General features: G+C 64.0%; 18 protein-coding genes and 3 pseudogenes. 3 read left to right on the top strand and 18 right to left on the bottom strand.

Features of this window, described 5'->3' with window-relative positions:
- Positions 1-107: 107 nt before the first annotated feature.
- The 10 genes from IPN92_10405 to soxY form a co-directional block, all read right to left on the bottom strand.
- Positions 108-431 carry a type II toxin-antitoxin system PemK/MazF family toxin gene (locus IPN92_10405; GenBank protein ID MBK8638666.1) on the bottom strand — a complete coding sequence of 108 codons (324 nt, stop codon included), beginning with the start codon at positions 429-431 and terminating at the stop codon, positions 108-110.
- Positions 428-649: an antitoxin MazE family protein gene (locus IPN92_10400; GenBank protein MBK8638665.1), complete on the bottom strand. Its 222-nt coding sequence runs from the start codon at positions 647-649 to the stop codon at positions 428-430. The genes IPN92_10405 and IPN92_10400 overlap by 4 nt, the downstream gene beginning before the upstream one ends.
- Before the next feature lie 103 nt (positions 650-752).
- Positions 753-1379 (bottom strand): response regulator transcription factor, encoded by a 627-nt coding sequence (locus IPN92_10395; protein ID MBK8638664.1) that lies wholly within the window; start codon positions 1377-1379, stop codon positions 753-755.
- A gap of 93 nt (positions 1380-1472) precedes the next feature.
- Positions 1473-3539, bottom strand: a complete 2067-nt coding sequence (locus IPN92_10390; protein MBK8638663.1) for a PhnD/SsuA/transferrin family substrate-binding protein — start codon at positions 3537-3539, stop codon at positions 1473-1475.
- A gap of 126 nt (positions 3540-3665) precedes the next feature.
- Positions 3666-4667: a thioredoxin fold domain-containing protein gene (locus IPN92_10385; GenBank protein MBK8638662.1), complete on the bottom strand. Its 1002-nt coding sequence runs from the start codon at positions 4665-4667 to the stop codon at positions 3666-3668.
- 50 nt (positions 4668-4717) lie between these two features.
- Positions 4718-6487, bottom strand: coding sequence for a thiosulfohydrolase SoxB (gene soxB, locus IPN92_10380; GenBank protein MBK8638661.1), 1770 nt, complete (start codon positions 6485-6487; stop codon positions 4718-4720).
- An 89-nt stretch (positions 6488-6576) separates the two neighbouring features.
- Positions 6577-7563: a sulfur oxidation c-type cytochrome SoxX gene (gene soxX / locus IPN92_10375; protein ID MBK8638660.1), complete on the bottom strand. Its 987-nt coding sequence runs from the start codon at positions 7561-7563 to the stop codon at positions 6577-6579.
- 23 nt (positions 7564-7586) lie between these two features.
- Positions 7587-8426 carry a sulfur oxidation c-type cytochrome SoxA gene (gene soxA, locus IPN92_10370; GenBank protein MBK8638659.1) on the bottom strand — a complete coding sequence of 280 codons (840 nt, stop codon included), beginning with the start codon at positions 8424-8426 and terminating at the stop codon, positions 7587-7589.
- A gap of 52 nt (positions 8427-8478) precedes the next feature.
- Positions 8479-8787, bottom strand: a complete 309-nt coding sequence (gene soxZ, locus IPN92_10365) for a thiosulfate oxidation carrier complex protein SoxZ (GenBank protein MBK8638658.1) — start codon at positions 8785-8787, stop codon at positions 8479-8481.
- Between the two features lie 40 nt (positions 8788-8827).
- A complete protein-coding gene (soxY, locus tag IPN92_10360; protein ID MBK8638657.1) occupies positions 8828-9334 on the bottom strand; it encodes a thiosulfate oxidation carrier protein SoxY in 507 nt (168 codons plus the stop codon).
- 216 nt (positions 9335-9550) lie between these two features.
- On the opposite strand from soxY, the gene IPN92_10355 reads away from it, so the two are divergent.
- The 3 genes from IPN92_10355 (at position 9551) to IPN92_10345 (ending at position 12827) form a co-directional block, all read left to right on the top strand.
- Entirely contained in the window at positions 9551-10558 is a 1008-nt protein-coding gene (locus IPN92_10355; GenBank protein ID MBK8638656.1) for a D-cysteine desulfhydrase family protein, read from the top strand.
- A gap of 92 nt (positions 10559-10650) precedes the next feature.
- Positions 10651-10935, top strand: coding sequence for a hypothetical protein (locus IPN92_10350; GenBank protein MBK8638655.1), 285 nt, complete (start codon positions 10651-10653; stop codon positions 10933-10935).
- On the top strand, positions 10923-12827 hold the full coding sequence (locus IPN92_10345; GenBank protein ID MBK8638654.1) for an IS4 family transposase: 1905 nt from the start codon (positions 10923-10925) through the stop codon (positions 12825-12827). Before IPN92_10350 ends, IPN92_10345 begins: the two co-directional genes overlap by 13 nt.
- A 96-nt stretch (positions 12828-12923) precedes the next feature.
- Here IPN92_10345 and IPN92_10340 read toward each other — a convergent pair whose 3' ends face one another.
- From IPN92_10340 to IPN92_10305, 8 genes and pseudogenes are all read right to left on the bottom strand, one after another.
- Entirely contained in the window at positions 12924-15980 is a 3057-nt protein-coding gene (locus IPN92_10340; protein ID MBK8638653.1) for a type I restriction endonuclease subunit R, read from the bottom strand.
- Between the two features lie 11 nt (positions 15981-15991).
- Entirely contained in the window at positions 15992-16189 is a 198-nt protein-coding gene (locus IPN92_10335; protein ID MBK8638652.1) for a hypothetical protein, read from the bottom strand.
- Positions 16186-16586, bottom strand: a pseudogene (locus IPN92_10330) (hypothetical protein). Before IPN92_10330 ends, IPN92_10335 begins: the two are co-directional and overlap by 4 nt.
- Positions 16583-16792, bottom strand: a complete 210-nt coding sequence (locus IPN92_10325; protein MBK8638651.1) for a hypothetical protein — start codon at positions 16790-16792, stop codon at positions 16583-16585. Before IPN92_10325 ends, IPN92_10330 begins: the two are co-directional and overlap by 4 nt.
- Positions 16793-17190: 398 nt before the next feature.
- Entirely contained in the window at positions 17191-17685 is a 495-nt protein-coding gene (locus IPN92_10320; GenBank protein MBK8638650.1) for a DUF4411 family protein, read from the bottom strand.
- Positions 17682-18832 (bottom strand): annotated as a pseudogene (locus IPN92_10315) (ImmA/IrrE family metallo-endopeptidase). The gene IPN92_10320 and the pseudogene IPN92_10315 overlap by 4 nt, the downstream one beginning before the upstream one ends.
- Positions 18829-20076 (bottom strand): restriction endonuclease subunit S, encoded by a 1248-nt coding sequence (locus IPN92_10310; GenBank protein ID MBK8638649.1) that lies wholly within the window; start codon positions 20074-20076, stop codon positions 18829-18831. The pseudogene IPN92_10315 and the gene IPN92_10310 overlap by 4 nt, the downstream one beginning before the upstream one ends.
- Positions 20073-22228, bottom strand: a pseudogene (locus tag IPN92_10305) (SAM-dependent DNA methyltransferase). The gene IPN92_10310 and the pseudogene IPN92_10305 overlap by 4 nt, the downstream one beginning before the upstream one ends.
- Positions 22229-22298: the final 70 nt, after the last annotated feature.

The raw sequence follows: 22298 nt of genomic DNA, 5'->3' as shown, positions 1-22298 counted from the left end.
ATATCACCGAGCAACGGGCGGTCGAGGAACAACCACTCGCCAGCGAGGCGCTCCCGCTGCTGGCCGACCACGGTGGGCAGCCTGGGCCCAGCCCGCCTCTTCACCGACTAGGCAAATCCGAGAAAGAGAGCCAACCCCCGGTTGATCGTGAGCATGGTGTTGTTATCGAGTCGACCAAAAGGCAAGCCCAGTTTTTCCCGGCGTACCGTCATGACCTTGTCGATCATGACCTGCGAGATCTTACGGAGACCATTCTCGGGGGTTGGATCAAGGGTCAGGCGAATCAAGGGGGCATCGACCAAGGACGTCGTGATTAGCGCGACCGTCAGGCTGGCGGTGGCGCTGAACTGGTCGGCCTGAATAACCAGGGCTGGCCGCGGCTTGCCGTAATCCCCGGGCATGGCCACCGTCACCAGATCGCCACGCCTCATGCCATCCCCTCTTCGGCATCACTCAAGACCTGGTCAAGAAAGTCCATCAGATCCTGATCCGCCAGGTCCGCCTGCGCGACGGCGAGCGACTGCCGCAGACACTCCTGGTCGAATCCAGGGCGCCGGGTATCAGGCACCCAAAGTTGCACGGGTCGCAAGCCAGATGCACGCAGCACCTCGCGACGCTTCTGGACCCGCTCCTTCACGGACAAGGGCATAGACATGGGGCTTCTCCTAGGGTTCGTTACATGTATCTTATGGCAAGCGCACATCCTGTCAACTTGAGGAAGCAGGTCCAATCCCCGGGAAGCCATCCCCCCTTTACCCCTTACCCTCGCAAATCTCCAGGGTGACCAGCATCCGCATCAGTTCCGAGAGGGTCTTGGCGGCCATTTTTTCCATCACCCGGGCCCGATGCACCTCCACGGTGGATTGGGTGATATTCATCTCGCTGGCGATCACCTTGTTGCGCTGACCATCCACCACCCGCCGCATCACCTCGGCCTCCCGGGGGGTCAGGCGGGCAATATGCTCCTTGATTTCGGCGAGACGGCTGGCCTCGCCGCGACGCAGGGCGTCCTGCTGCATGGCCCGGTGAACGCTGTCGAGGAGGGCCTGGGCGTTGAAGGGTTTCTCCAGGAAATCAAGGGCCCCGGCCTGGAGGGCGCGCACCGCCATGGGGACATCGCCATGGGCCGAGATCATGACGATGGGGGGGTGGTTGGGGACCTGTTGCAGGCGGGTCTGCAACTCCAGACCGCTCATCCCCCGCATCCGCACATCCAGGATCAGGCAGCCCTGCTGGTCGGGGCTGAAATGATCGAGATAGTCCTGGGCCGAGCCGTAGCTTTCCACCCCCAGGCCCACCGATTCCATCAGGAGTTGGATCGATTCCCGCACCTGCTCGTCGTCATCAACGATATAGATGGTTGGTTGCCGCGCTGACATGGGTCCCCCGGGGTGCTATGGGTCCTGGCCGTTGGCGCCGGGGGGATCAGGGTCCGGCGCCCCGGTCATGGCCAGGGAGGGGATTGTAGCCGGTCAGGTGCCTGGCGCGGCAAGGCTAAAGCGAAACAGGGTCCCGGTGGGGCCCGTCGCTTCCAGGGCGATCCTGCCCTCGTGGGCATCGAGGATGCCCTTGCTGATGGACAGCCCGAGGCCCATGCCCCGGCTTTTGGTGGTGACGAACTGCTTGAAGATTTCCGTGCGCATGGCCTCGTCCACCCCCGTGCCGGTATCGCGCACCTCAACATCGACCTGGCCGGGGGCGCCCGCCGCGGTAGCGATGGTGAGGCACCGTTCGGGGAGGCCGGGGTCGGCCATGGCATCGATGCCGTTGGTGGCGAGATTGATGATGACCTGCTGGATCTGGATATCCTGCGCCCAGACGTGGGGCAGGCCGGAGGCGAGTTGGGTATGGATCTGGACCCCGACCCGCTGGGCCTCGGGCCGGATCAGCGCCACGACCTTCTGGACCAGTTCGTTGATGTCCACCGCGGTCTTGACCGGGGCATCCTTTTTAACGAACTGGCGCACCTGGCGGATGATGTCGCCGCCGCGCTGGGCCTGCAGAGCGATGTGGGCGAGGGCATCGCTCAGACGCCCGGCCCGGTCGGCGTCCAGACCGGCGTCGAGAAGGCGGATGCAGGCCTGGGCATTAGAGGCGATGGCCGTGAGGGGTTGGTTGATTTCGTGGGCAATACCGGCGGCCATCTCGCCCAGGGTATTGAGACGGTCCCGGTGGGCCAGTTCGAGCTGGTGCCGGCGGCTGGCCTCCTCGCTGTGCTGGCGCTCGCTGATATCCCGAAACACCACCACGCCGCCGACAATGCCGCCGTTGTCATCCCGCAGGGGGGAGCAGGCATACTCCACCGGAAAGGGGCTGCCATCCTTGCGCCAGAAGCGGTCCTCGGGGATATGACGGGCCTTGCCGTCCTGACAGCTTCGATAGACGGGGCACTCCTGGGCGGGAAAGTGGCTGCCATCGATGCGGGTATGGTGGAGCAATTCGTGCTGGTTACGCCCGACCACCTCCTCGGCGCGCCAGCCGGTCATCTCGGCCATGGCGCGGTTGACGAAGGTAGAATTGCCCTCACGATCAACCCCGTAGATGCCGTCGGCGACGGAGTTGAGGATCAGGAGGTGTTGCGCCTCCAGGCTCATCTTGGCCCTGAGGAGTTGGCGATTGAGGCCCCAGATCCGGTAGAGCAGGAAGGCGAACAGCAAAAGCAGGACCAGCCCCGTCACCACCCAGACCAGATAGCGTTGGACCACGTCACGGAGGGTGAAGTCCTGGGCATAGGGGGGCAGGTTGAGGCGCTGGAACAGCTCGTGGACCGGCTGGTAGTCGAGAGGCACGGTCCAGCCGGCAAAGCTTCCCGCCAGGGCCGCGGGGTGGTCGGGGGGCATCTTGAGCAGGGCTACCGCCACCTTCTGGGCCAGCTCGTTGGCGGTGTGGCTGACCTTGCTGAAGGGCCATTCGGGATAGAGGCCGGTACTGTGCACCAGGGGAAAGCGGTTGGTGGGCTGGGGATTGAGCACCTTGAACTGGTCCAGATCGATCAGCCCCTCCGCCGCCATCCGTTCCAGGATATTGGTGCGTACCGTGCCGGCGTCCGCCTGGCCCAGCAGCACCGCCATCACCACGCTGTCGTGGTCACCGGCGAAATCCAGCCTGGCGAAGTCGTGGTAGGGATCGACCCCTTGGCGCAACAACTCGTCCCAGGCCATCTCGAAGCCACCGAGAGAGGTCTCGTCCACCGCCAGAAAGGCCTGGCCGGCCAGGTCGGTCAGGTCGTTGATGTCCCCCCGTTCCTGGCGGGTGAAGATGACACTGCCAAACTGGTTCAGGCTCAGGGCGCCGACCCGGTTGTTGAGGGTGGCCAGGCGCGAGATACCGTGGCGCACCTCCAGGCCGACATAGATGCCGGGATTGACCAGGATGAAGTCCACGAACTCCATCTCCACGAACTCGGTGATGCGGCTGAAGGGCAACGGGACGATCTCGAAACGATAGCCCTCCATGGCAGTCGTCAGGTAGTCAGCGGTGGGTTGCCAGTGCGCCAGGGTCAGGTCGGTACCACGATGGCTGAGGACGCCGATGCGGATCTCCTGAATGGCGGCGGCGGGGGCCGCGGTAAACCAGAGGCCCAGGGCGAGGGCCCAGGCGGCGAGGTGGCGACACCGAGCTAGCGCTAACATGGCCCGCGAGCGGCCGGGTGGCGGCAGGATGTCCTAATCCCAAAGCTTGGGCGGACCAGTCTCGCCAGACTCCCGCCGCGCCTCGATCCGTTCCAGGATGAAGCGCTGGAATTCCGGCTGGCGGCGGTAGGCCCCGGTGCCGACATAGGCCAGACTGGTGGCGATGTGATAGGGGCGAATGTAGGCATCGGTGCGGAACACCTCCTGGCCTCCGGCGTCCAGGAACAGCAGGGTTGGGGTGTAGTTGATGCCCAACTCCCGGCTCCAGTCCCGCGCCGTCATTTCCCGGCCGTCGGGGGTGACGAGGGTCTCCGCGGACCCGATATCGACCAAGGCAACGTCAAATTCCTTCAGCAATTCCTGGGCCTCGTCCCGCGCCAGGCCCTCGCGATGCAACTCGTCGCAGGCCTGGCAACTGACCTGTTCGAAGAGCACCAGCAGCGGCTTGGCGCCGGGGCGCTGGTTGAGCTTGAGGGGGTGGGGCAGATAGCTGGGGTCCTGGTGCAAAGCGGTGCTGACCGGGGGCACCGTCCGGGCTTCCAGGAAATCCTTGAAGGAACCGGTCGGCGTTGGGCGTTGGGCGTTGTAATCGAGCAGGGCGTTGAAGCGCTCCGGCGGATAGTAGCCGTTGAGGCGGAAAGTCACCGCCCCCTGTTCGTCCAGAAAAAGCATGGTGGGCGTGAATTGGACCTTCTGGTCACGGGCAAAGTCCTTTTCGCTGCCGACCTTGCCCGCCAGGTCGGTCACCTCCAGGTCACCCCAGATGTTGATGGCGATGACGTTGAACTGGGCCTTTGTCTTCTCCTCGATGTCGCGCTGGGTGAAGTTCACCTCCAGCATCCGCTTGCAGTAGGGGCACTCCTCCTGATGAAAGTAAAGCACCACCCGCTTGCCCTCCGCGGCGGCGTTCGCCACCTCCTCCCCCAGATAGAGAAAGGAGTCCTTGAACCAACTGGGCATGGCGGCCATGAGGGGCGCGCTGACCAGGCACAGAAGCAGGAAGTAGGGGACGGCAAGGGCGCGGCGGGCCTGCATGGGCTAATCCTCGGCGGAGATTCAGGGGGCAGGAGGGGTGGTGACCGGCCTCAGGCCAGCCCTGGGTTGCCTTCCACCCCAACCAGCTTGGTGGCGTTGACCTTGGTCAGAGCGATCGTCTTCTGGTCGCGCAGGTAGTCGGCGACCAGCTCCCAAACCGGCCGGCCGGGGCTCGCGGTGCCGACGGTGGCCCAACCCGCGACCTTGTAGCTCTTGTCCGCCTCCACCAGGCGGCCATCGTCCAGGCGCATCTCGCCGATGCGCTGGCCCAGGCCGTTGTTGGGGGTGCAGACGTAATCAAGGCCGCCCACCCGCACCATGTCCCCCCCCTGCTGGAGATAGGGGTCGGGGTTGAAGAGGTTGTCGGCCACGTCCTCCAGGATGGTTCTGAGCTCGCTGCCCTTCATCTCCCGCACATAGGTGGCGGGGTAGGTGATGGCGGTCTGGTCGAGGACGTTCTCGAGGGTGATGGCGGAGCCCGGCGTGACGGTGGTCCCCCAGCGGAACCCCGGCGAGAGGGCGATCTCGGCATCCCCGCCCTGGCGTAGGGCGTTGCAGATCACCTGGTCAAAGGTGCCATTGAAATTGCCCCGCCGGTAGAGAGTCGTCTCGGTGACGGCCAGGGGTTCGTTGAGTTGGGCCAGGTAGGGCCGCCGCACTTCATCAATGTAGGCCTGCATGGCCGGGTCGGCGGGGAGCAGGTTGGCGAAGACCGGCAGCAGCCGGTAGCGATAGCCCCGCACCTTGCCGTCGCCCACGTCCAGGTCCATCACCCCGAGGAACTTGCCGTTGGAGCCGGCGTTGGTGACCAGGGTCTTGCCGCCGCTGTTCTCCACCAGGCTGGGCGCGGGGATGCCGTCGTGGGTATGGCCGCCGAAGATGACGTCGATACCGCGCACCGAGGCGGCCATCTTCAGGTCAACGTCCATGCCATTATGGGATAGCACCACCACGACGTCGGGCCTCTCCTTGGCCCGCACCTGGTCCACCATCTCCTGCATGTGCTGGTCCTGGATGCCGAAGCGCCAGTCAGGGATGAAGCGCTGGGGATTGGCGATGGGGGTATAGGGGAAGGCCTGGCCGATCACGGCGACCCGGGTGCCGTTGACCTCCTTCAGGGTATAGGGCTTGAAGGCCAGGCCCGTGGCCTCGTCGAAGCCGGGGAAGTCGGCGAACTTGTAGTCGAACAGGGCCGTATCCGAGATCGAGACATTCTGGGCCACGAACTCGCCCTTGAAGGCCTTGATGTTCTCGATCACCTCGGTGTCCTGGTAGGTGAACTCCCAATGGCCGGTCATGACGTCCACGCCGAGCAGGTTGCAGGCGCCCACCATGTCCTTGCCCCGCGTCCAGAGGGCGGTGCCCGACCCCTGCCAGGTGTCGCCACCGTCCAGCAGCAGGCTGTTGCCCTCCCCCGCCTCGGCGCGGAGCTGTTTGACCAGGGTGGCCAGGTGGGCGAAGCCGCCGACCTTGCCGTAGCGCTGGGCGGCGGCGTCAAAATCGAGGAAGGTAAAGGCGTGGGCCTCCCGGCCACCGGGGGCAATCCCAAAGTGCTTGAGCAAGTTGATGCCCACCAGGTGCGGGGGCTGCCCCAAGGCCGCGCCGACGCCAAGATTGACGCTCGGCTCGCGAAAATAGATGGGGTTGAGCTGGGCGTGGGTGTCGGTGATGTGCAGCAGGCGCACATTACCAAAGCGACCGCCCTGATAGAGGGCCTCGCCCTCGCCCGCTTGAGTCGCGGCCCGGGCCGCGCCCGGTAACAACCCGGCCATGCCGCCCAAGGCCAGCAGGCGGGTGAATTCACGCCGTGATAGTGACATGGTCCGGATCCTCTGATTGGGTTGACTGACGGGGGTAGTGAGTTGGCCCAGTCCGAGCCAATTTCGGACTCGGACTGGGCCGGGGGGTACTACTTATTGACCGGGGATTCCGGGTCGAGCACGTAGGCGATGAGGTCGGCCATCTGTTCCTGATTCAGGAAGTGATTGGCGCCAAAACGGGGCATATTGGTGCAGGGGAAGTAGGCATGAGCGTTATAAAGCACATCGTAAACATACTTCTGGGTCTCCGGTGTGTTGCCCCGGATCTTGCCAAAGCCGGTCAGGCTGGGGCCAATGGTGCCGTGCGCGGCCACCTTCAGGTCCATCTGATGACAGGCATAGCAATTACCGCCTAACTTCTTGGCGTTGTCGTCAGCCTTTGGCCCCAAGCGAAAGCCAGCCCCTTCCATGGCCAGGGCCTGTCCCCGCTTCCAGTCCCCCAGCGTGACCCCACCCTCGGGATAGACGCGGGAGGCGGCGGCCAACTCCTGGACCTTTTTCGCCGTTGCGGCATCGATGGTCTTGTCACGCAGCGCCGAGCAGGTCTTTTGCAGCTCGTCCTGGGTCATGCGTTCCCGTCCGGTTGTGCCTTCCTGGGTGGGCTGATCCAGTTTAAAGCCCTTGACGTCAAAGATCAGATACTCGGTCAGTTCCGTCGGGGTCATTTTGGTGTAATCGACCGGGGTTCCCGCGGCGACAGCGGTCGCCGCAAGGCCGACGGCCGCGGCGCCCAGGGCCCCGGCCGCAAGGGCCTTACCGGCACCGGAGGTACTGGCGGGGCTAGCAGGGCTGGCGCCGACAGCGGCGGGCTTATCGGCGGCGGCTTTCTCGGTAGCGGCCTTGTCCGTGGCAGCCTTATCGGCGGCAGCGTTACGGGTCGGCTTTTTCTTTTTGACGGGCTTTTTCGCGACGGGCTTAGTCGCGGGGACTGTTTCGGAAGCGCTCTTCCCGGCGGCGGTGTTACCGGTAGCCGCGGTTCCCGTGGCGGCCTGTGGCGTGGTATCGGCACTCAAGCCGATAGCGGGCATCAGGGTCGTCGCGGCCAGCAGGGCCGCGATGAGGGTCTTATCTATCATGTCTCGATCTCCTTGGGCGACGGCTAGCGCTTGATGTCGGGCAGAATGGCCGGCTGGCCCCGTGCCTTATCGGTCCAGTAGGAAATGATCGCGATGGCGGCATCGGACCCATAGACGATTTCCGCCTGGCGCATCTGCCAGACACACTCGGAGACGCGATGCTGGCTGCCGCGCACGGCATCATGCCCAACCCGGAAGGCGGGCCAGGAGATGGCCTTGGTCCACTCCTCGGGGACGCTCGCATTAGGGAGCACCGAGGCGCGGATGCGCTTGCCCGTGGCGCCGTGACAGGTGGCGCAACTGAAGTCGCTGATGCCCGCTCGGCGATAGAAGAACTCCTCGCCCGCCGCCCGCATCGCCTGCTCCAGGGGATGATCCATGGGCGGATTCCAGGGCATGCCGTTGGACTGCATGGCGACGTAGGTCTGAATCTTCACCAGATCCGTGTTGCCATGCTTATCCTTGAGTTCCTTATCCTCGTCGGTGAAGCCCTGGAGGTTCTTCATGCAGTACATGAGGCGGCTTTCCAGGTCCATCACCTTGCCGGTGTCGGCAAAGTAGCGTGGCATCTCAACATAGGCCCCGTCGAGAACGCCGGGGCCCTTGCCGAAGTCACACTTTTCCAGGGAGACCTTGTTGGGACCCCGGGGCTCCTTGTAGAGGATCTCCCCCTGTTCGGCGATCCAGTAGGCGGGATCGTCCTGCATCATCATCAGGTTCTGCTCGCTCTGGGTCAGATAGGCCGAATCGGAACTATCGATCAGGGCGTGGAGCACTTCCTGCGGGGTCTTATCGGAGGCGGCCACCACCGGGCCGGCCACCGCGAACATTATCGGTAACGCACATAAGGCGCTTTTATACATAGCATCCTCCTCTGGGGGCGGGTTAGCGAGCGAGGGTCGAGACCCGGCCGGACTACTTGACCTGGACCGTGCCGGAACCCTTCTCGCCCTTGTTATCGACCCAGCGCACCTCAATGCTGTCGCCCGCGGCCACATTCTTCAGGGCTACCGAGAAGAATGGATTGGTGGAAATGGCGCCGCCCCAATCGGCTTCGAGCATCAGGTTGCCGTTGTGCAGCAGTTCGACGGTCTCGATGTAATGGGCCGGAATGACGGCACCCTGGGGGTCCTTGCGGCGCCCGGTTTCCATGGGGTGGGTCATGAGGGCCTTGACCTCGCACTTGCCATCTTTGAGGGCGGCGCGGAGTTTGACTTCTGACATGGGATTCTTCTCCAAAAACAGGGATCTTCAGGTTACCGGCTTAACCGCCACAGCCGCCGACGGTGACCTTGACGTTGGTACGGGCGCTATACAGCTTGCCGCCCGCCTGCACCACGGCAATCACGTCGCCGCTTTCACCCATCTTGACGCGGGTGGAAATATCGGGCACGCAGCCGGGCTTGAGGTTGAAGCGAGCCACGAAGGGCGTGGGATTCTTCTCGGAGAAGATGCTGATCGACTCCACATTCTCAAGTTGCTCGGCATTGATGGAGATGGGCACCACGGCGCCGTTCTCGGCGATGCCGGGGGCCTTGAGCACCACCTTGTCGCTAGCCTCCAGTGCACTGGAGCCAAACACCTTGGTCAAGGCGTCATCCAGGGTGGCGGCGTGAAAGGCATCGGCGGGCCAGGCGGCCATGGCCAGGCGGGGCAGACCCAGTCCGGCGGCGGCCAGCACCGCCCCCCCGGCCAGGGTGCCCTTAATGAAAATCCGGCGTTGTTGCTGTTGCAGTGTCACGGTCTTGACCTCCTCGGTTGATAAAGTCATGGCTGAGTTAGATCGTTTGACTATTATTAACTAATTCGGGCGCCGCCAGAATTGGGAATTTCCCGAATGCGCTATTGGGGTATTCCAGAATATTCGCATAGTTAACGTATTAGTATATACGCAAAGACTGAATCATCCGCTGGGTTACCCTGGCGCGGTGTTCAGGATTTCTTTAGGATAATTAGGCTAGCCCCTCTCATTCAGCGCAGGTGCTTTGTGACCCATCTCGATCTAGCCAGGCAACCGCTGGGTTTTTTCCCGACGCCCATCCACGAACTCACTCATCTGGGCAGGTTGCTGGGGGGGCCCAGGATCTTTATCAAGCGTGACGATCTGACGGGCCTGGCCTTCGGGGGCAACAAGACCCGCAAACTCGAATTTCTGGTCGGCCAGGCGTTGGCAGAGGGCGCGGATACCCTCATTACCGCCGGCGCCATCCAATCCAACCATTGCCGGCAGACCGCCGCCGCCGCGGCCAGCCTCGGGCTGGAATGCCATCTGGTCCTGGGTGGCGCCGAGCCGGCGGCGGCCAACGGCAATCTCTTGCTGGATCAACTCCTGGGGGCCCGAATTCACTGGGCGGGCGATCATCGTAAAGGCGAGGATATACCGATCCTTGCGGAGCAATTGCGCCGCGCCGGGCGACGACCCTACCAGGTTCCCTACGGAGGTTCGACCGCATTGGGCGCCACGGGGTTTGTGGAGGCGATCTACGAACTCGACCGCCAGACGACCGCCTTGGGGATGGATTTCGATCACCTGCTATTTGCGTCGAGTTCTGGCGGGACCCAGGCGGGGTTGATGGTGGGCAAGAGGCTGCTGAACAAGGACTACCAAATTACCGGGATTGCCATTGACAAGGTCGGTGACGGGCAACAATCCCTGGGTAAGCTGATTCTGGAATTAGCCAACGCCACGGCGCAATTCCTGAGGGCATCGATCAGTCTCTCCCCCGCTGAATTGCAGCTTGACGAAAGTTACGCGGTCAGCGGTTATGGCGAGGTCAGTGCGGGTGATCGGGAAGCGATCCATCTGCTGGCCCGCCACGAGGGGATCCTGCTGGACCCGGTCTATACCGGGCGCGCCATGGGCGGACTGATCGACATGATTCGCAAGGGCTGTTTCGGACGGGATGAGAAGCTCTTGTTCTGGCATACGGGTGGCGCCCCGGCGCTATTCGCCTATGGGTCCTCGCTTGGGGAAACAGCGTCTCCGTCGCATTGAATCCCTCCCCTTGAGTGAGACGGGGATGCACTACCCCCCTGATCCCTACACACACTTGACTCCGCGCCGCCCGGCCGCTACGCTCCCCGGCCATGAGAGTCTGTGGCCAATGGTTTGACACCCCCCTACGCGAGCGCATCATGGCCACCGTCGGTCAGGAGCCCGCCCTCAGCCGCCGCGCCCTGGCGGAACGGGTGTGTGACTGGCTGAACTGGACCAATGCCCAGGGCCAACGCTGCCTGGGCAGCGCCCGCCGCGCGCTGGCCGAGCTCCACCGGCGCGGCGCCGTGACGCTGCCCGTGGCGACACCCTTTCCCGCCGGCCCCGCCCGGCACCCGCCACGGTGGCGCCAGCGCCGCTGCCGGTGGCTGAAGTAACGGGCGACCTGGCCGCCCTGGGTCCCATCGACCTCGTGGTGGTGGACACCGCCGCGGAACGCGACACCTACCACCAACTCATGGTCCAGCACCCCCTGGGCGATAAACCCCTGTGCGGCGCCCAACTGCGCTACCTCTTCCGCTCCGCCCACGGCGACCTGGGCGCCGCCGCCTGCCAAGCGGCCAGCTTTGCCCTCCAGGATCGCGACCACTGGATCGGCTGGAACGAGGCCACCCGCCGCGGTAACCTCGCCCGGGTCGTCGCCAATGCCCGCTTCCTGATCTTGCCTGGGGTCCGCGTACCCCACCTGGCCTCCCATCTCTTGGGCCAGCTGGCCCGCCGTTTGCCGGCGGACTGGGAAGCCCGCTATGGCGTGCGGCCCCTGCTGCTGGAGACCTTCGTCCATCCCGACTATGCCGGCACCTGCTACGCCGCCGCCGGCTGGGAATGCATCGGCCACAGCGCCGGCCGCCGGGACGGCGTACCGAAGGCCCTGTGGGTGCGCCCCCTGGCGGATGATGCCCGCCAGCGGCTGCGCCAGGGGCCCGCACGGCTGCCCGCCGAGCGCCCCAGTACGCCGGCCGACTGGACCGAGGAAGAATTTGGTGGCCTCAAAGTCTGGGATGCCCGTCTCAAACACCGCCTGTATCATCTGGCCGCGGACTTCTGGGGCGACGTCCAGTCCCGGAGTCTCACCCGCCGCTGCGCCGACCGCGCCCGGACGGTCGCGGCCTATCGTTTCTTTGGCAACCCGCGGATCAACATGCACGTCATACTCGGCGCCCACCGGGAGGCGGTGATCGCCCGGATGGGCGCCCAGCCCCTGGTGCTGGTGCCCCAGGACACGACCTCGCTCAACTACACCGGCCATCCCGATACGGCGGGGCTGGGGCCGATCGGGAACAAGACCGACGGCGGCCCCGTCGGCCTGGTGCTGCATAACAGCCACGCCTTCACCCCCGAGGGCGTGCCCTTGGGGGTGGTGAGCGCCGCGTGCTGGGCGCGTGACCCCGACCAACATCAGACCCGCCGGGAACCCGAGGTGCGGGAAAGCGGCAAGTGGCTGGCAGCCTACCGCACCCTGCAGGCGATCGCCCCCCAGGTGCCGCACACCACCCTGGTGAGTATCGGTGACCGCGAGGCCGACCTGTTCGAACTCTTCGCCCTGGCGCGTGATCCCGCCAGCCCGCGCCTGCTGGTGCGGGCCAACCGCGGCCGGCAGCGCCAGGTGATGAGCGCTGAGGGGCTGACCCCGTTGTGGGACCACCTGGGCGGTCTGGAGGTGGCGGGGCGCCTCGCCCTGGTACTGCCGCGCCGCGGCGCGCAAGCCCCGGTGACGCTCAAACCGCCCGGGAATCTTAAAGAAAGCCCGCTGGCGCTGTGGGCGGTGTTGCTGCGCGAAGCGGCCCCGCCCCCGGGGGTCGACGGGGTGGACTGGCTGTTGCTGACCAACGTCGCCACCACCACCCTGGCCGAGGCCCAGGAGCGGGTGCGCTGGTATGGCGCGCGCTGGGGCATCGAGGTGTTTCATCGCACCCTCAAGACCGGTTGCCAGATCGAGGAGCGCCAGTTGGGCTGCGTGGCCCGCCTGGAGAATTGCCTGGCCATCGATCTGGTGGTGGCCTGGCGCATCTACTATTTGACGATGCTGGGGCGCATGGATCCTGACGCCCCTGCACCCTGTTCTTCCAGGATCCGGAATGGCAGGCGCTGTTTAGCTGGTTTCATCAAACCACCGTTCTGCCCGAGCAGCCACCCACCCTGCAAGAGGCGACCCGCTGGATCGCCATCAAGGGCGGCTTCCAGGGCCGTAAGGCCGATGGCCACCCGGGGACGGAGGTGCTGTGGCATGGCTTGCAGAAGCTGGACGTGGCGATCGAGAGGTATCTGATCTATCGCCCGGAGGAGCGGGCGAGCTGGCGCGATGAGTATCCGCCGGGGTATTTGCGGCCGCCGCCGGAGGATACTTCGTGAGAAAGGAATGGACTCAAGTATGTGTAAAGGTCAGACTACCCCCCTCGCCCAACTTAGAGCTTCCCGACGACAAGCGCCCGTAGACTTGGCTGCCAAGCCACTTGGAAACCAGTTCCTGCATCTCCGGCTTACCCATGTAATCGGTGAACAACTCTTCGTTCAGCTCCATCCGCTCGATGAACAGCGACTCCAGCACCTGCCGGAACACCAGTTGGAACTTGTCCAGGGAGTTGACCTCCGCTGCCTTTCGCAGCGACTCGTTCTGGCTGGCCGCCTCCGCAATCTGATCGAAGAACAGCTGGTCCGCCTCGTTCAGTTCCTCGCCGAAACGCTCGTTAATGATGTCGATCAGGCGTGACAGCAATACCCGCTCCTCGCGCACCATCCCTGAGCCCACCTCGCGCGGCCCGTCCAACGGCTTGGCAATACCTTCGTTCAGGCTGATGGAGCCTTCGCTGATCTTCTGCAACCGGTAGTAGTCGAGCTCGACCTCCTCATCAAACTGATAGCCCGGGCCGCTTTTCCGCCTCGGCAGCTTCAGTGCCAGATGACGCAGGTAGGTGAAGAGCTTTTCCAGATCGCTATCCTGGTAGGGGATGACCTGGCTCAGGAAGCCATAGAGGTTGCGGAAGGCCTGTAGCTTGCCACGCCACAGTTCAGCCTCTTCCTCTTGGGCTTCTTGGAGGTGAGTAAAACGTGCGACCGCCTGATCGAGTAGGGCGTTCATCACCTTGTGGTCACCGGGGCTCTGTCGCCGCTTCGGGGCGAAGAACACCCGCGCAAAATCGGTCACCTCCCCATCGAGATAAATGCCCGAGGCATCCAGCTCAGCCTTGACCTGATAGAGCCTATCCGGATCGACCTGCTCCCCCATGACCGAGCCTTCATAATATTGACGGAAGGCCTCCTGAATCTCGGCCGGGTCATTCACGAAATCGAGGACGAAGGTGTCGTCCTTCAGCGGGTGGGTACGGTTCAGGCGCGACAGGGTCTGCACCGCCTGAATCCCCGCCAGGCGCTTGTCCAGATACAGGGTATGCAGCAGGGGTTGGTCGAAGCCGGTCTGGTACTTCTCGGCCACCAGCAGAACGCGGAATTCCGGCTTGGCGAAGGTGTCGGGCAGTTCCTTTTCCTTGACTCCGCCGTTCATCTCCACTTCCCTATAGGTCTTCTCCGGGACCCTGTCGTCTTCGACCGTGCCGGAGAAGGCCACCAGGGCCTTGATCGGGTAACCCTTCTCCTGAATGGCGCGGTCAAACTCTTGCTTGTAGGGCACCGCTTCCAGCCGCGAGCCGGTGACCACCATCGCCTTGGCATGGCCGCCGATCTTGTGGCGGGTGAAGTGCTGGAAATGCTCGACCATCACCTCGGTCTTCTGGCCGATGTTGTGCGGATGCAGGCGCATGAAGCGGGCCAGTGCCTTGGCCGCCTTCCTGCGCTCGACGTTGGGGTCGTCCTCGGCCTTCTTGAGCAGCTTGTAGTAGGTCTTGTAAGTGATGTAGTTCTTCAGCACATCCTCGATGAAGCCTTCCTCGATGGCCTGGCGCATGGTGTAGCGGTGGAAAGGTTCGCCATTGCGGCCGAAGATGGCCAGCGTCTTGTGCTTGGGCGTGGCGGTGAAGGCGAAGAAGCTGATGTTGGGCTGCCGGCCACGCTTGGCCATGGAGCGGAACAGAGGTTCGAGTTCTAGCTCGCCCTCCTCTTCGGCCATCTCCTGGGCCTTACGGCGCAACTCGGCGCCGCCCAGGACGCCCTTGAGTTCCGTCGCCGTCTCGCCCGATTGGGAGCTATGGGCCTCATCGATGATCACCGCATACCTGCGCGTCGGCAGATGGCTCTTGCCACCCGCTCCGCGCTCCTCGCTCAGCTTCGCCAACTGACTGGAAACGAATGGAAACTTCTGCAGCGTGGTGATAATGATCGGCACGCCCGCTTCCAGGGCCTCGGCCAGTTGGCGCGAATCCTCGTCGATCTTCTGTACCACGCCCTGGCGGTGATCAAACTGGTAGATGGTGTTCTGCAACTGGCGGTCCAGCACCACCCGGTCAGTGATGACCACCACGCTATCAAACAGGCGCTCACTCCGCGCGTTGTGCAGGCTGGAGAGCCGATGCGCCAGCCAGGCGATGGTATTGCTCTTGCCGCTGCCGGCCGAGTGCTCGACCAGATAGTTGTGGCCCACCCCTTCGGTGGCAGCGGCCAACACCATTTGGCGTACCGCCTGCAATTGGTGATAGCGCGGAAAGATCAGGCCCTCCTTGCGCACCTTCTTGCCGTCGTCGGTGACCTTCTCCTCCACGGAGACATGGAGAAACCGGGCAAGCAGGTCGAGCAGGCTGTCGCGTTGCAGCACCTCTTCCCACAGGTAGGCCGTCTTGTAGTTCCGTCCTTCAGGGTCCGGCGGATTGCCGGCGGCGCCGTCCAGGCCCCGGTTGAAGGGGAGGAAGGTGGTCGCCGACCCGGCCAGGCGCGTGGTCATGTGCGCCTCTTCGGTATCGACCGCGAAGTGCACCAGGGTGCGCTGGGTGAAGGCGAAGATCGGCTCGCGTGGATCCCGGTCGTGCCGGTACTGGCGGATGGCATCGGCGACGGTCTGCCCGCTGAGCGGGTTCTTGAGTTCGAGGGATAACACCGGGATGCCGTTGACCGACAGCGCCACGTCCAGCGACTGTTCCGAGCGCGGGCTGAAATGCAATTGACGGGTAAGCCCCAGGCGATTGGCCTGGTAGCGCGCCTCCAGATCCGGGTTCAGGCCGTGGGCCGGGCGGAAGAAGGCAATGCGCAGCGTCCTTCCGAAGCACTTAAACCCGTGGCGCAGGGTGTCCAGGGTGCCGTGGGTGTCCAGCCACTTGCATAGGGCCTCCAGCACCCGCTCCCCGGTCTGCCCACCGTGCAGGGCCTCCAGCTTCCCCCAGACCTTGGCCTGGGTCGCCTGGATAAACGCCAGCGCCTCGTCCGGGAAGATCGCCCGTTCGCGGTCGAAACCCTTGCCGTCGAGCCGGTTGTAGCCGGCGGCCAGCAGGACCGCCTCGATGGCGGTCTCAAACGCGGCCTCGCTGGTTGTCTTCATCGCAGCATCCTTTACTTGTCGGCGTGGGGGGCATTCTCGTTCGTGCGCGGTGCGTCTTCGCCCGTCACAACCGGCTTGCCGTTCTGCCAGGTGACAGCGTACTGCCCCAGACGCCGCTTCTTCTCCAGGGCCTTGGCGACGGATTGACGTAGTGTCTCAAGCAATTGCCGCCCCTCCTGGGAAGGCGTATTTGTGCGGGTGGTGTTCATCGTTGGGCCTCGTCAATCAACCGCTGATAATAATCCCCATGCACGACACTCCGGTCTTCTCCACATTGCTCGAAGACCAGCACCGGGCTTTCCCCATCGTTCATAAAACAGGTGCAGCGATCGACCCGATGAACAAATCCAGCCGCAGATAGGTGCGCCCCGCCAGGGTGGTTTCGAACGCGAAGTTCTCTCGGGCCGAGACCCGGAATTCCAGTTCCCGCAAGAAAATACGGCTGGCGGCCAGCAACTCCCGCTCCGGGGCGAGCGGCGCGAGCCCGGCGGCGATCAGGTCGGCGTTGATGAAGTGGGAGCAGCCCGCCCTGGGCAGGTATTCCAGTGCGAAGGTCGTCTTCCCCGCGCCATTGGGCCCGGCGATGATCCAGCAGGTGGGGGTCATGCGGACGCTTCCTTCAGTGGGATTCGGCCGATGACGGCAGCGGTGACCACCGCGGCGGAGCGGTTATGGAGAGCACCCGAAGACCGCATCGTCTTGCCGAAGCCCTTGAAGCCGTGGCGCAGGGTGTCCAGGTTGCCGCGGGTATCCGGCCACTTGCACAGGGCCTCCAGCTTGTCCCAGACCTTGGCCTGGGTCGCCTGGATCATGGCCAGGGCCTCGTCCGGGAAAACCGCCCGTTCGCGGTCGAAGCCCTTGCCTGCGAGCTGGGTGCAGCCGGCGCCCTACAGGACCGTCTCGATGGCGGTCTCAAAAGCGGCCTCGCTGGTTGTCTTCATGGCGGCATCCTTTACTTGTCGGCGCCCTTAGTTAAGGAAACGCCGTTTTGTTTAACCAGGCCGTGGTCCCGGTAGGCCAAGCGCGCTCGGCCAGGCCGTCGCGCAGCAACGCTCCCCTGGCCATCGGCCTAGAGGCAGGCGAGTTACATCCGCCGACTAAGCACACAGCGCGCGCTCCAATACGGACATAGGGGCGAGGTTGCCCTCAGAGCTGCTACCCAGGGCACTGCTGCGCCTTCCAGGCCCAAAGCTGCCCTCTGAGGTCCCGTTCATGCGGCCCGCCCCAGAACAAACCTGGCGCGCTCCCTCCGCAACATCTCATAGGGCGTCATGAAACCCACATTCAGGCCGATGCAGACGTTGGGGATCTTGATGCGTCTGGTCGAGCTCGCGGGGACCTCGTGGGTAACCACGGTTTGGCCGTGGGCCAACGCATGGGCGATGAGGTAATAGTCGGCCACCTGCAAGAAGCTGTTAATGGCAGCGGGGTCGTAGTGCTGCCCGGTGATCCAGGCGCTGACCGCGCCGAACTGCGCGGCGACCTGCGCATCGTTTTTCAGGAACATTCCATGACCGTGATCGCGAACCCAATCGGTGAGATCATCGCTGCCCGCGGCGATTTCGTCGCCCACTTTGTCGATGCTGGCCACATTGCCGGCGGCATGGCCTTCGAGCAGCCACTCCCAGAAGGCGGGGCAGAAATCCAGACCGTACTGCAGGTTCTTGGCCTGAATGAACACGTTCGTATCGAGCAGGTAGCTCATGGCATGACACCCAGCTCACGCGCTGCTTGATAGAAGGTGGCCGACTTACGGACGCCCAGCAGGCGGAAGGCATCCTGAAACAGGGTCTGGCCCTCCAGCGTGCTGCCCACCAGCGCACGCGCAAAGCGCTTGCCGGTCCGCGCGCCCAGGGTGCGGTAAAAGTCACCGCCGCCCCTGGAACGATCAAGCGCCCGCAGCCGTTCGACTTCCTGGCGGTAGTGATACCAAAGCCTGGCCTCGTTGATGACTCCCGCGTCGAAAAGGCGCCGCAGCGCCACCAGGCTGCTGACCTTGAACAGACGGGCCAAGCGCTGGATCTCCTGCTCGACAGGTGCATCCGGCTGCACGAGCTCGCGCATTGCCGCCAGCGGCATCAGCAATTCCGCCGCCACCGAGTTGCACCAGCGCTCGATGGCGTGCTCGGGCACGCGCCCTGCCTCCGCATCCGAGACCCCGCTTTGCCCCAAGGCCAAATGCGCCAGTTCGTGCGCCAGGCTGAACATCTGCGCCGCCTTGCTGTCGGCGGCGTTCAGGAACAGCACCGGCGCCAGGTCATCGGCCAGGGCGAAGCCGCGAAACTCGCCGACATCCAGCTTGCGATGGCTGTTGGCGCCGACAATGGAACTGGCCATCACCAGGACGCCCGCATCCTCGGAGTGCGCGATCAGTTGCCGCAGGGCCTCGGTCCAGGTCGGCAAGGCCTGGCGCTCGGCGACCGACAGGCCGAGAGCGCCGCGCAAGTCTGCGGCCACCGCCTCGGGCGCATCCCCGATGCGAGCCCGGCCGACGAAGACCACGGGCGCAAGCCCATGAATCTGCGCATACTCGCGGAACCAGTCCTGCCGCCGTTGGCATAGATACAGGGTATCGAGCAGGTCATTGCTCGGCTCGCGCAGGGGGCATCGCGCAGGGTGCGGAAGTCCGGCACCGGCAGATCCAAGCGCGGTGGCTCGGGCAGGAAGAAGAAGCCGAACGGCGTATGAGTGACCCTGGCAAGGTCCTCCAGTTGCTTTAGCGTGGGCCGCGCCTCTCCGCTTAGCCACTGAGGCCACTTGCGAAAGCGCTTGGCGATGGCCGCGTCGCCCAGCCGTGCCCGTTCGACAGCCCAGCGCAGCACCGGAATGGACGCGGGCACGGTGGTACTCATCCGCGCATCTCCTCCAGCGGGATCTGGCCGGTGACGGCGGCGGTGATCAGGGCGGCGCGGCGTTCTTTGGCCAGCGCAATAGAGCGTGCCAGTGCGCAACCTAACTCCGCTATCTCTCGTGCCTCATTTATCGCGGCGATGGCGATCCGTTTTTGCTCGGCAACCGGCGGGACAGGAATGCGCAAATTCTTGAACGCGTCCCAATAGAGCCTTAGGCGGTCATCTACCATTCCGTAAGAATATCGGCGAACTTCGTTGCTGAACAGAGGAAGCCTCATCAGAAGTTCAACATACTCCGGATACAAGGCACCGCCGAAGCGGGCTACCGTGTAGTCTGGGCTGGTTAGCCCATCCTCGGGCGCAATGCCTCCCGCGCCCTGCCAAAACCTCATCTTGTTGAAAACAAGATCTCCTTGTCTTGCAACCTTGTATGTTGAGAAGTCCGCCGCAACAGATTCAATTCGCTCGTCGGAGAATACCCGCAGCGTTACACCCGTATTGAGAGACACATTCAAGAGGGGCAAATCGGGATGGTTGCGCTCGTCAATCTCTGCAAACAGCGTTGCGCACCTTCTGATTTCCCAATGCGCCGGGATCTCGCCCAGCCATTCCTGGCCGGAGGGTTTGAGCAGGGCGTTGGGGTCGAGGCCGCGGGTGACGACGCGGCTGATGAGGGCGGCGCGCTTTTCTTCCAGCAGCGCCAGCATGCGTTCCTTCTCGGCAATCAGACCGTCGATGCGGGCGGTTTCGCGGTCGAGGTAGTTGGCGATGAGGCGCTGAGCCCTCAGTTCGGGCAAGCTAACCTTGATATCGCCCAAGTCCGAAGCATTGACTGCCGGATAGCTGACGCCGGTTGATCGGCTTTCGACCTCCCAAAGGAAAGGGCTTGCACGAAGGGCATATTTGCAAAATCTATGATCGAGTACGCCCAAGGGTCTGACGACTGCAAATCCCGTCGAGACAATCAGATTCTCTGGCGGATTCTCGACTGGCGCGATGGCTTGCAGGTAGGTTCGTACGGTCGAGATGATTACGTCACCATCGCGCACAATGCGGCGGGCACGGCTGGGCGCATCCCCGAAGCGATAGTTGACGATGTCGTGGACTCGCCCCTGAGAATCAACATTGCCAATATCGATGTAAGCCAACTCAAAATCAGAATCCGTTGATTCTGAGAGCGCCTCGTCGTTGATCGTCGCCGCGTACTTCAAGCGGCGCGAAGGGAATAGAGTTGCGGGCGTCACTCCGTTACCTCCCGCAACAACTCCAGAATCCGCTGCTCCACGTCGGCCAGCTCCGCATCGATCTCTTTCAGTGGACGCGGGGGCTGGTACTGGAAGAACACTCGGTTGAAGTTGATCTCGTAGCCGACCTTGCCGATGCCGCCGTCCTGCTCGTCCAGGGTCTCGCGGTCGATCCAGACGTCTGCCACATGGGGGCGCACCTCGCGCAGAAAGTAACTGACCAGGTCCTCCTTGAGGGGAATGTACTCCGCGTCCTTCAGGGCGGGGTCGGGTTCGTACTCGACGTAGCGGCCCTCACCCCCGGCCCTCTCCCGGTGGGCGAGGGGAGTCGGTAGAGGCCGAGCAGGGCGCGCAGGTCGTCCGGGGTGAGGCCAGGGGGCAGGGCCTGGCCGGGAAACAACGCAGCGCGGTCCAGGGGCTCCATCTTGTGGTGCCTGGCGATCACGGGCGCGGCTTGCAGGTCCACGGTGGCGAAGCAGTCGCGGAAGATCTTCTTCTGCACCGTGCCTTTGGCGCCCTTGGCCCAGCCTTCCACGTCGGCGGGCAGGGTCTTGAAGACCTGCTGCACGGCTTCCCAGGCGTGGTTCCAGTCCAGGTAGGGTTCGGCCCCCAAGGCATCCTCGACCGCTTGCAGGGCGTCGAACAGTTCGGGGAGGGTGTTAAGGAAGCGCTCCCGGGCATCAATGGTGATCTCGAAGCGCAGGCGCAGCGGGCGGTGGACGGCGATGCGGCGGTAGCCGAAGTCGGCGTTGTCGAAGACCCGGCTGGTCTTGCTGTCCTCCAGCGCGCCATGCTCGCGGGTGACGGCATCGAGGGCGGCCTGATCCAGGTAGCGGCGCTTGTCGCCGAGGCTGCGCTTCATGGGTGTCCAGCGCTCGCGGGCATCGATGAGCTGGATCTTGCCCTTACGGTGGTCGGCCTTGCGGTTGGTGACCACCCAGATGAAGGTGCCGATGCCGGTGTTGTAGAACATCTGCTCGGGCAGGGCGACGATGGCCTCGAGCCGGTCGCGCTCGATGATCCAGCGGCGGATCTCGCTCTCGCCGCTGCCGGCCCCACCGGTGAAGAGGGGCGAGCCGTTGAAGACGATGGCGGTGCGCGAGCCGGGCTTGTCGCGGTCGCCGGCTTTGTAGTCCTGGAACTTGCTCATCATGTAGAGCAGGAACAGCAGGGCGCCGTCGTTGATGCGCGGCAACTTGCCGTTGTAGCCACGGAAGTTGGGCCAGCGGTCGATGATCTTCCTTTCGGCCTTCCAATCCACGCCGAAGGGCGGGTTGGCCAGCAGATAGTCGAAACGCTGGTCGGGGAAGGGGTCGTCGGTGAGGGTGTTGCCCAGCACGACTTGGCCGTCCTTGTGGCCCTTGATCAGCAGGTCGGAGGCGGCCACGGCGTAAGAGCGCGGGTTGTAGTCCTGGCCGAAGACCTTGACGGTGGCTTGATCGTTGTGGGCGCGGATCCAGTTTTGCGCCTCGGCCAACATGCCGCCGGTGCCGCAGGCCGGGTCACAGATGGTGACGATGATGCCTGCCTGGGTGAGCACCTGGGTATCGGGCTCCAGCAGCAGGTTGACCATGAGCTGGATGACTTCCCGCGGGGTGAAGTGATCACCGGCGGTTTCATTGGCGGCTTCGTTGAAGCGGCGGATCAGGTCCTCGAACACCAGCCCCATGGTGATGTTGTCCACCTTGCGCGGATGCAGGTCCATCTCGGCGAACTGGGCGACCACCTGGTAGAGGCGGTTGGACTCTTCGAGCTTCTCGATCTCCTTGTCGAACTCGAAGCGCTCGAAGATTCTGCGGATGTTTTCGGAGAAGCCGTTGATGTAGTCCGCCAGGTGGCGGCCGATATTGTCCGGGTCGCCCTTGAGCTTGTGGAAGTCGAGCCGGCTGTGGTTGTGGAAGCCCAAAGGGGTACCGTCCTCATCCAGGGCCCGGTTGTTGAGAATGGCGTCAATATTGGCGATGCCCTTGCTGCTCAGTTCGGCATGGCGCTTGAGCACGGCGTCCTTGCTGGGCGCCAATACGGCGTCGAAGCGGCGCAGCACCGTCAGCGGCAGCATGACGCGCTCGTATTGGGGTGGGCGATAGGGACCGCGCAGCAGGTCGGCGACGGACCAGATGAAGTTGGCGAGTTGCTGAAAGCTGGCGCTCATGTGTTAGTCCCTGACTGGCGCTGAGGTATGAGGTGAGCGTGCCATCCGCCCGGGTGTTGTCGCCGACGGG

The organism is Chromatiaceae bacterium (assembly GCA_016714645.1).
Classification (GTDB): Bacteria; Pseudomonadota; Gammaproteobacteria; order Chromatiales; family Chromatiaceae; genus M0108.
Note: the sequence above shows the minus strand (reverse complement) of the source record. Positions and strands in the feature narration are given on the sequence as shown.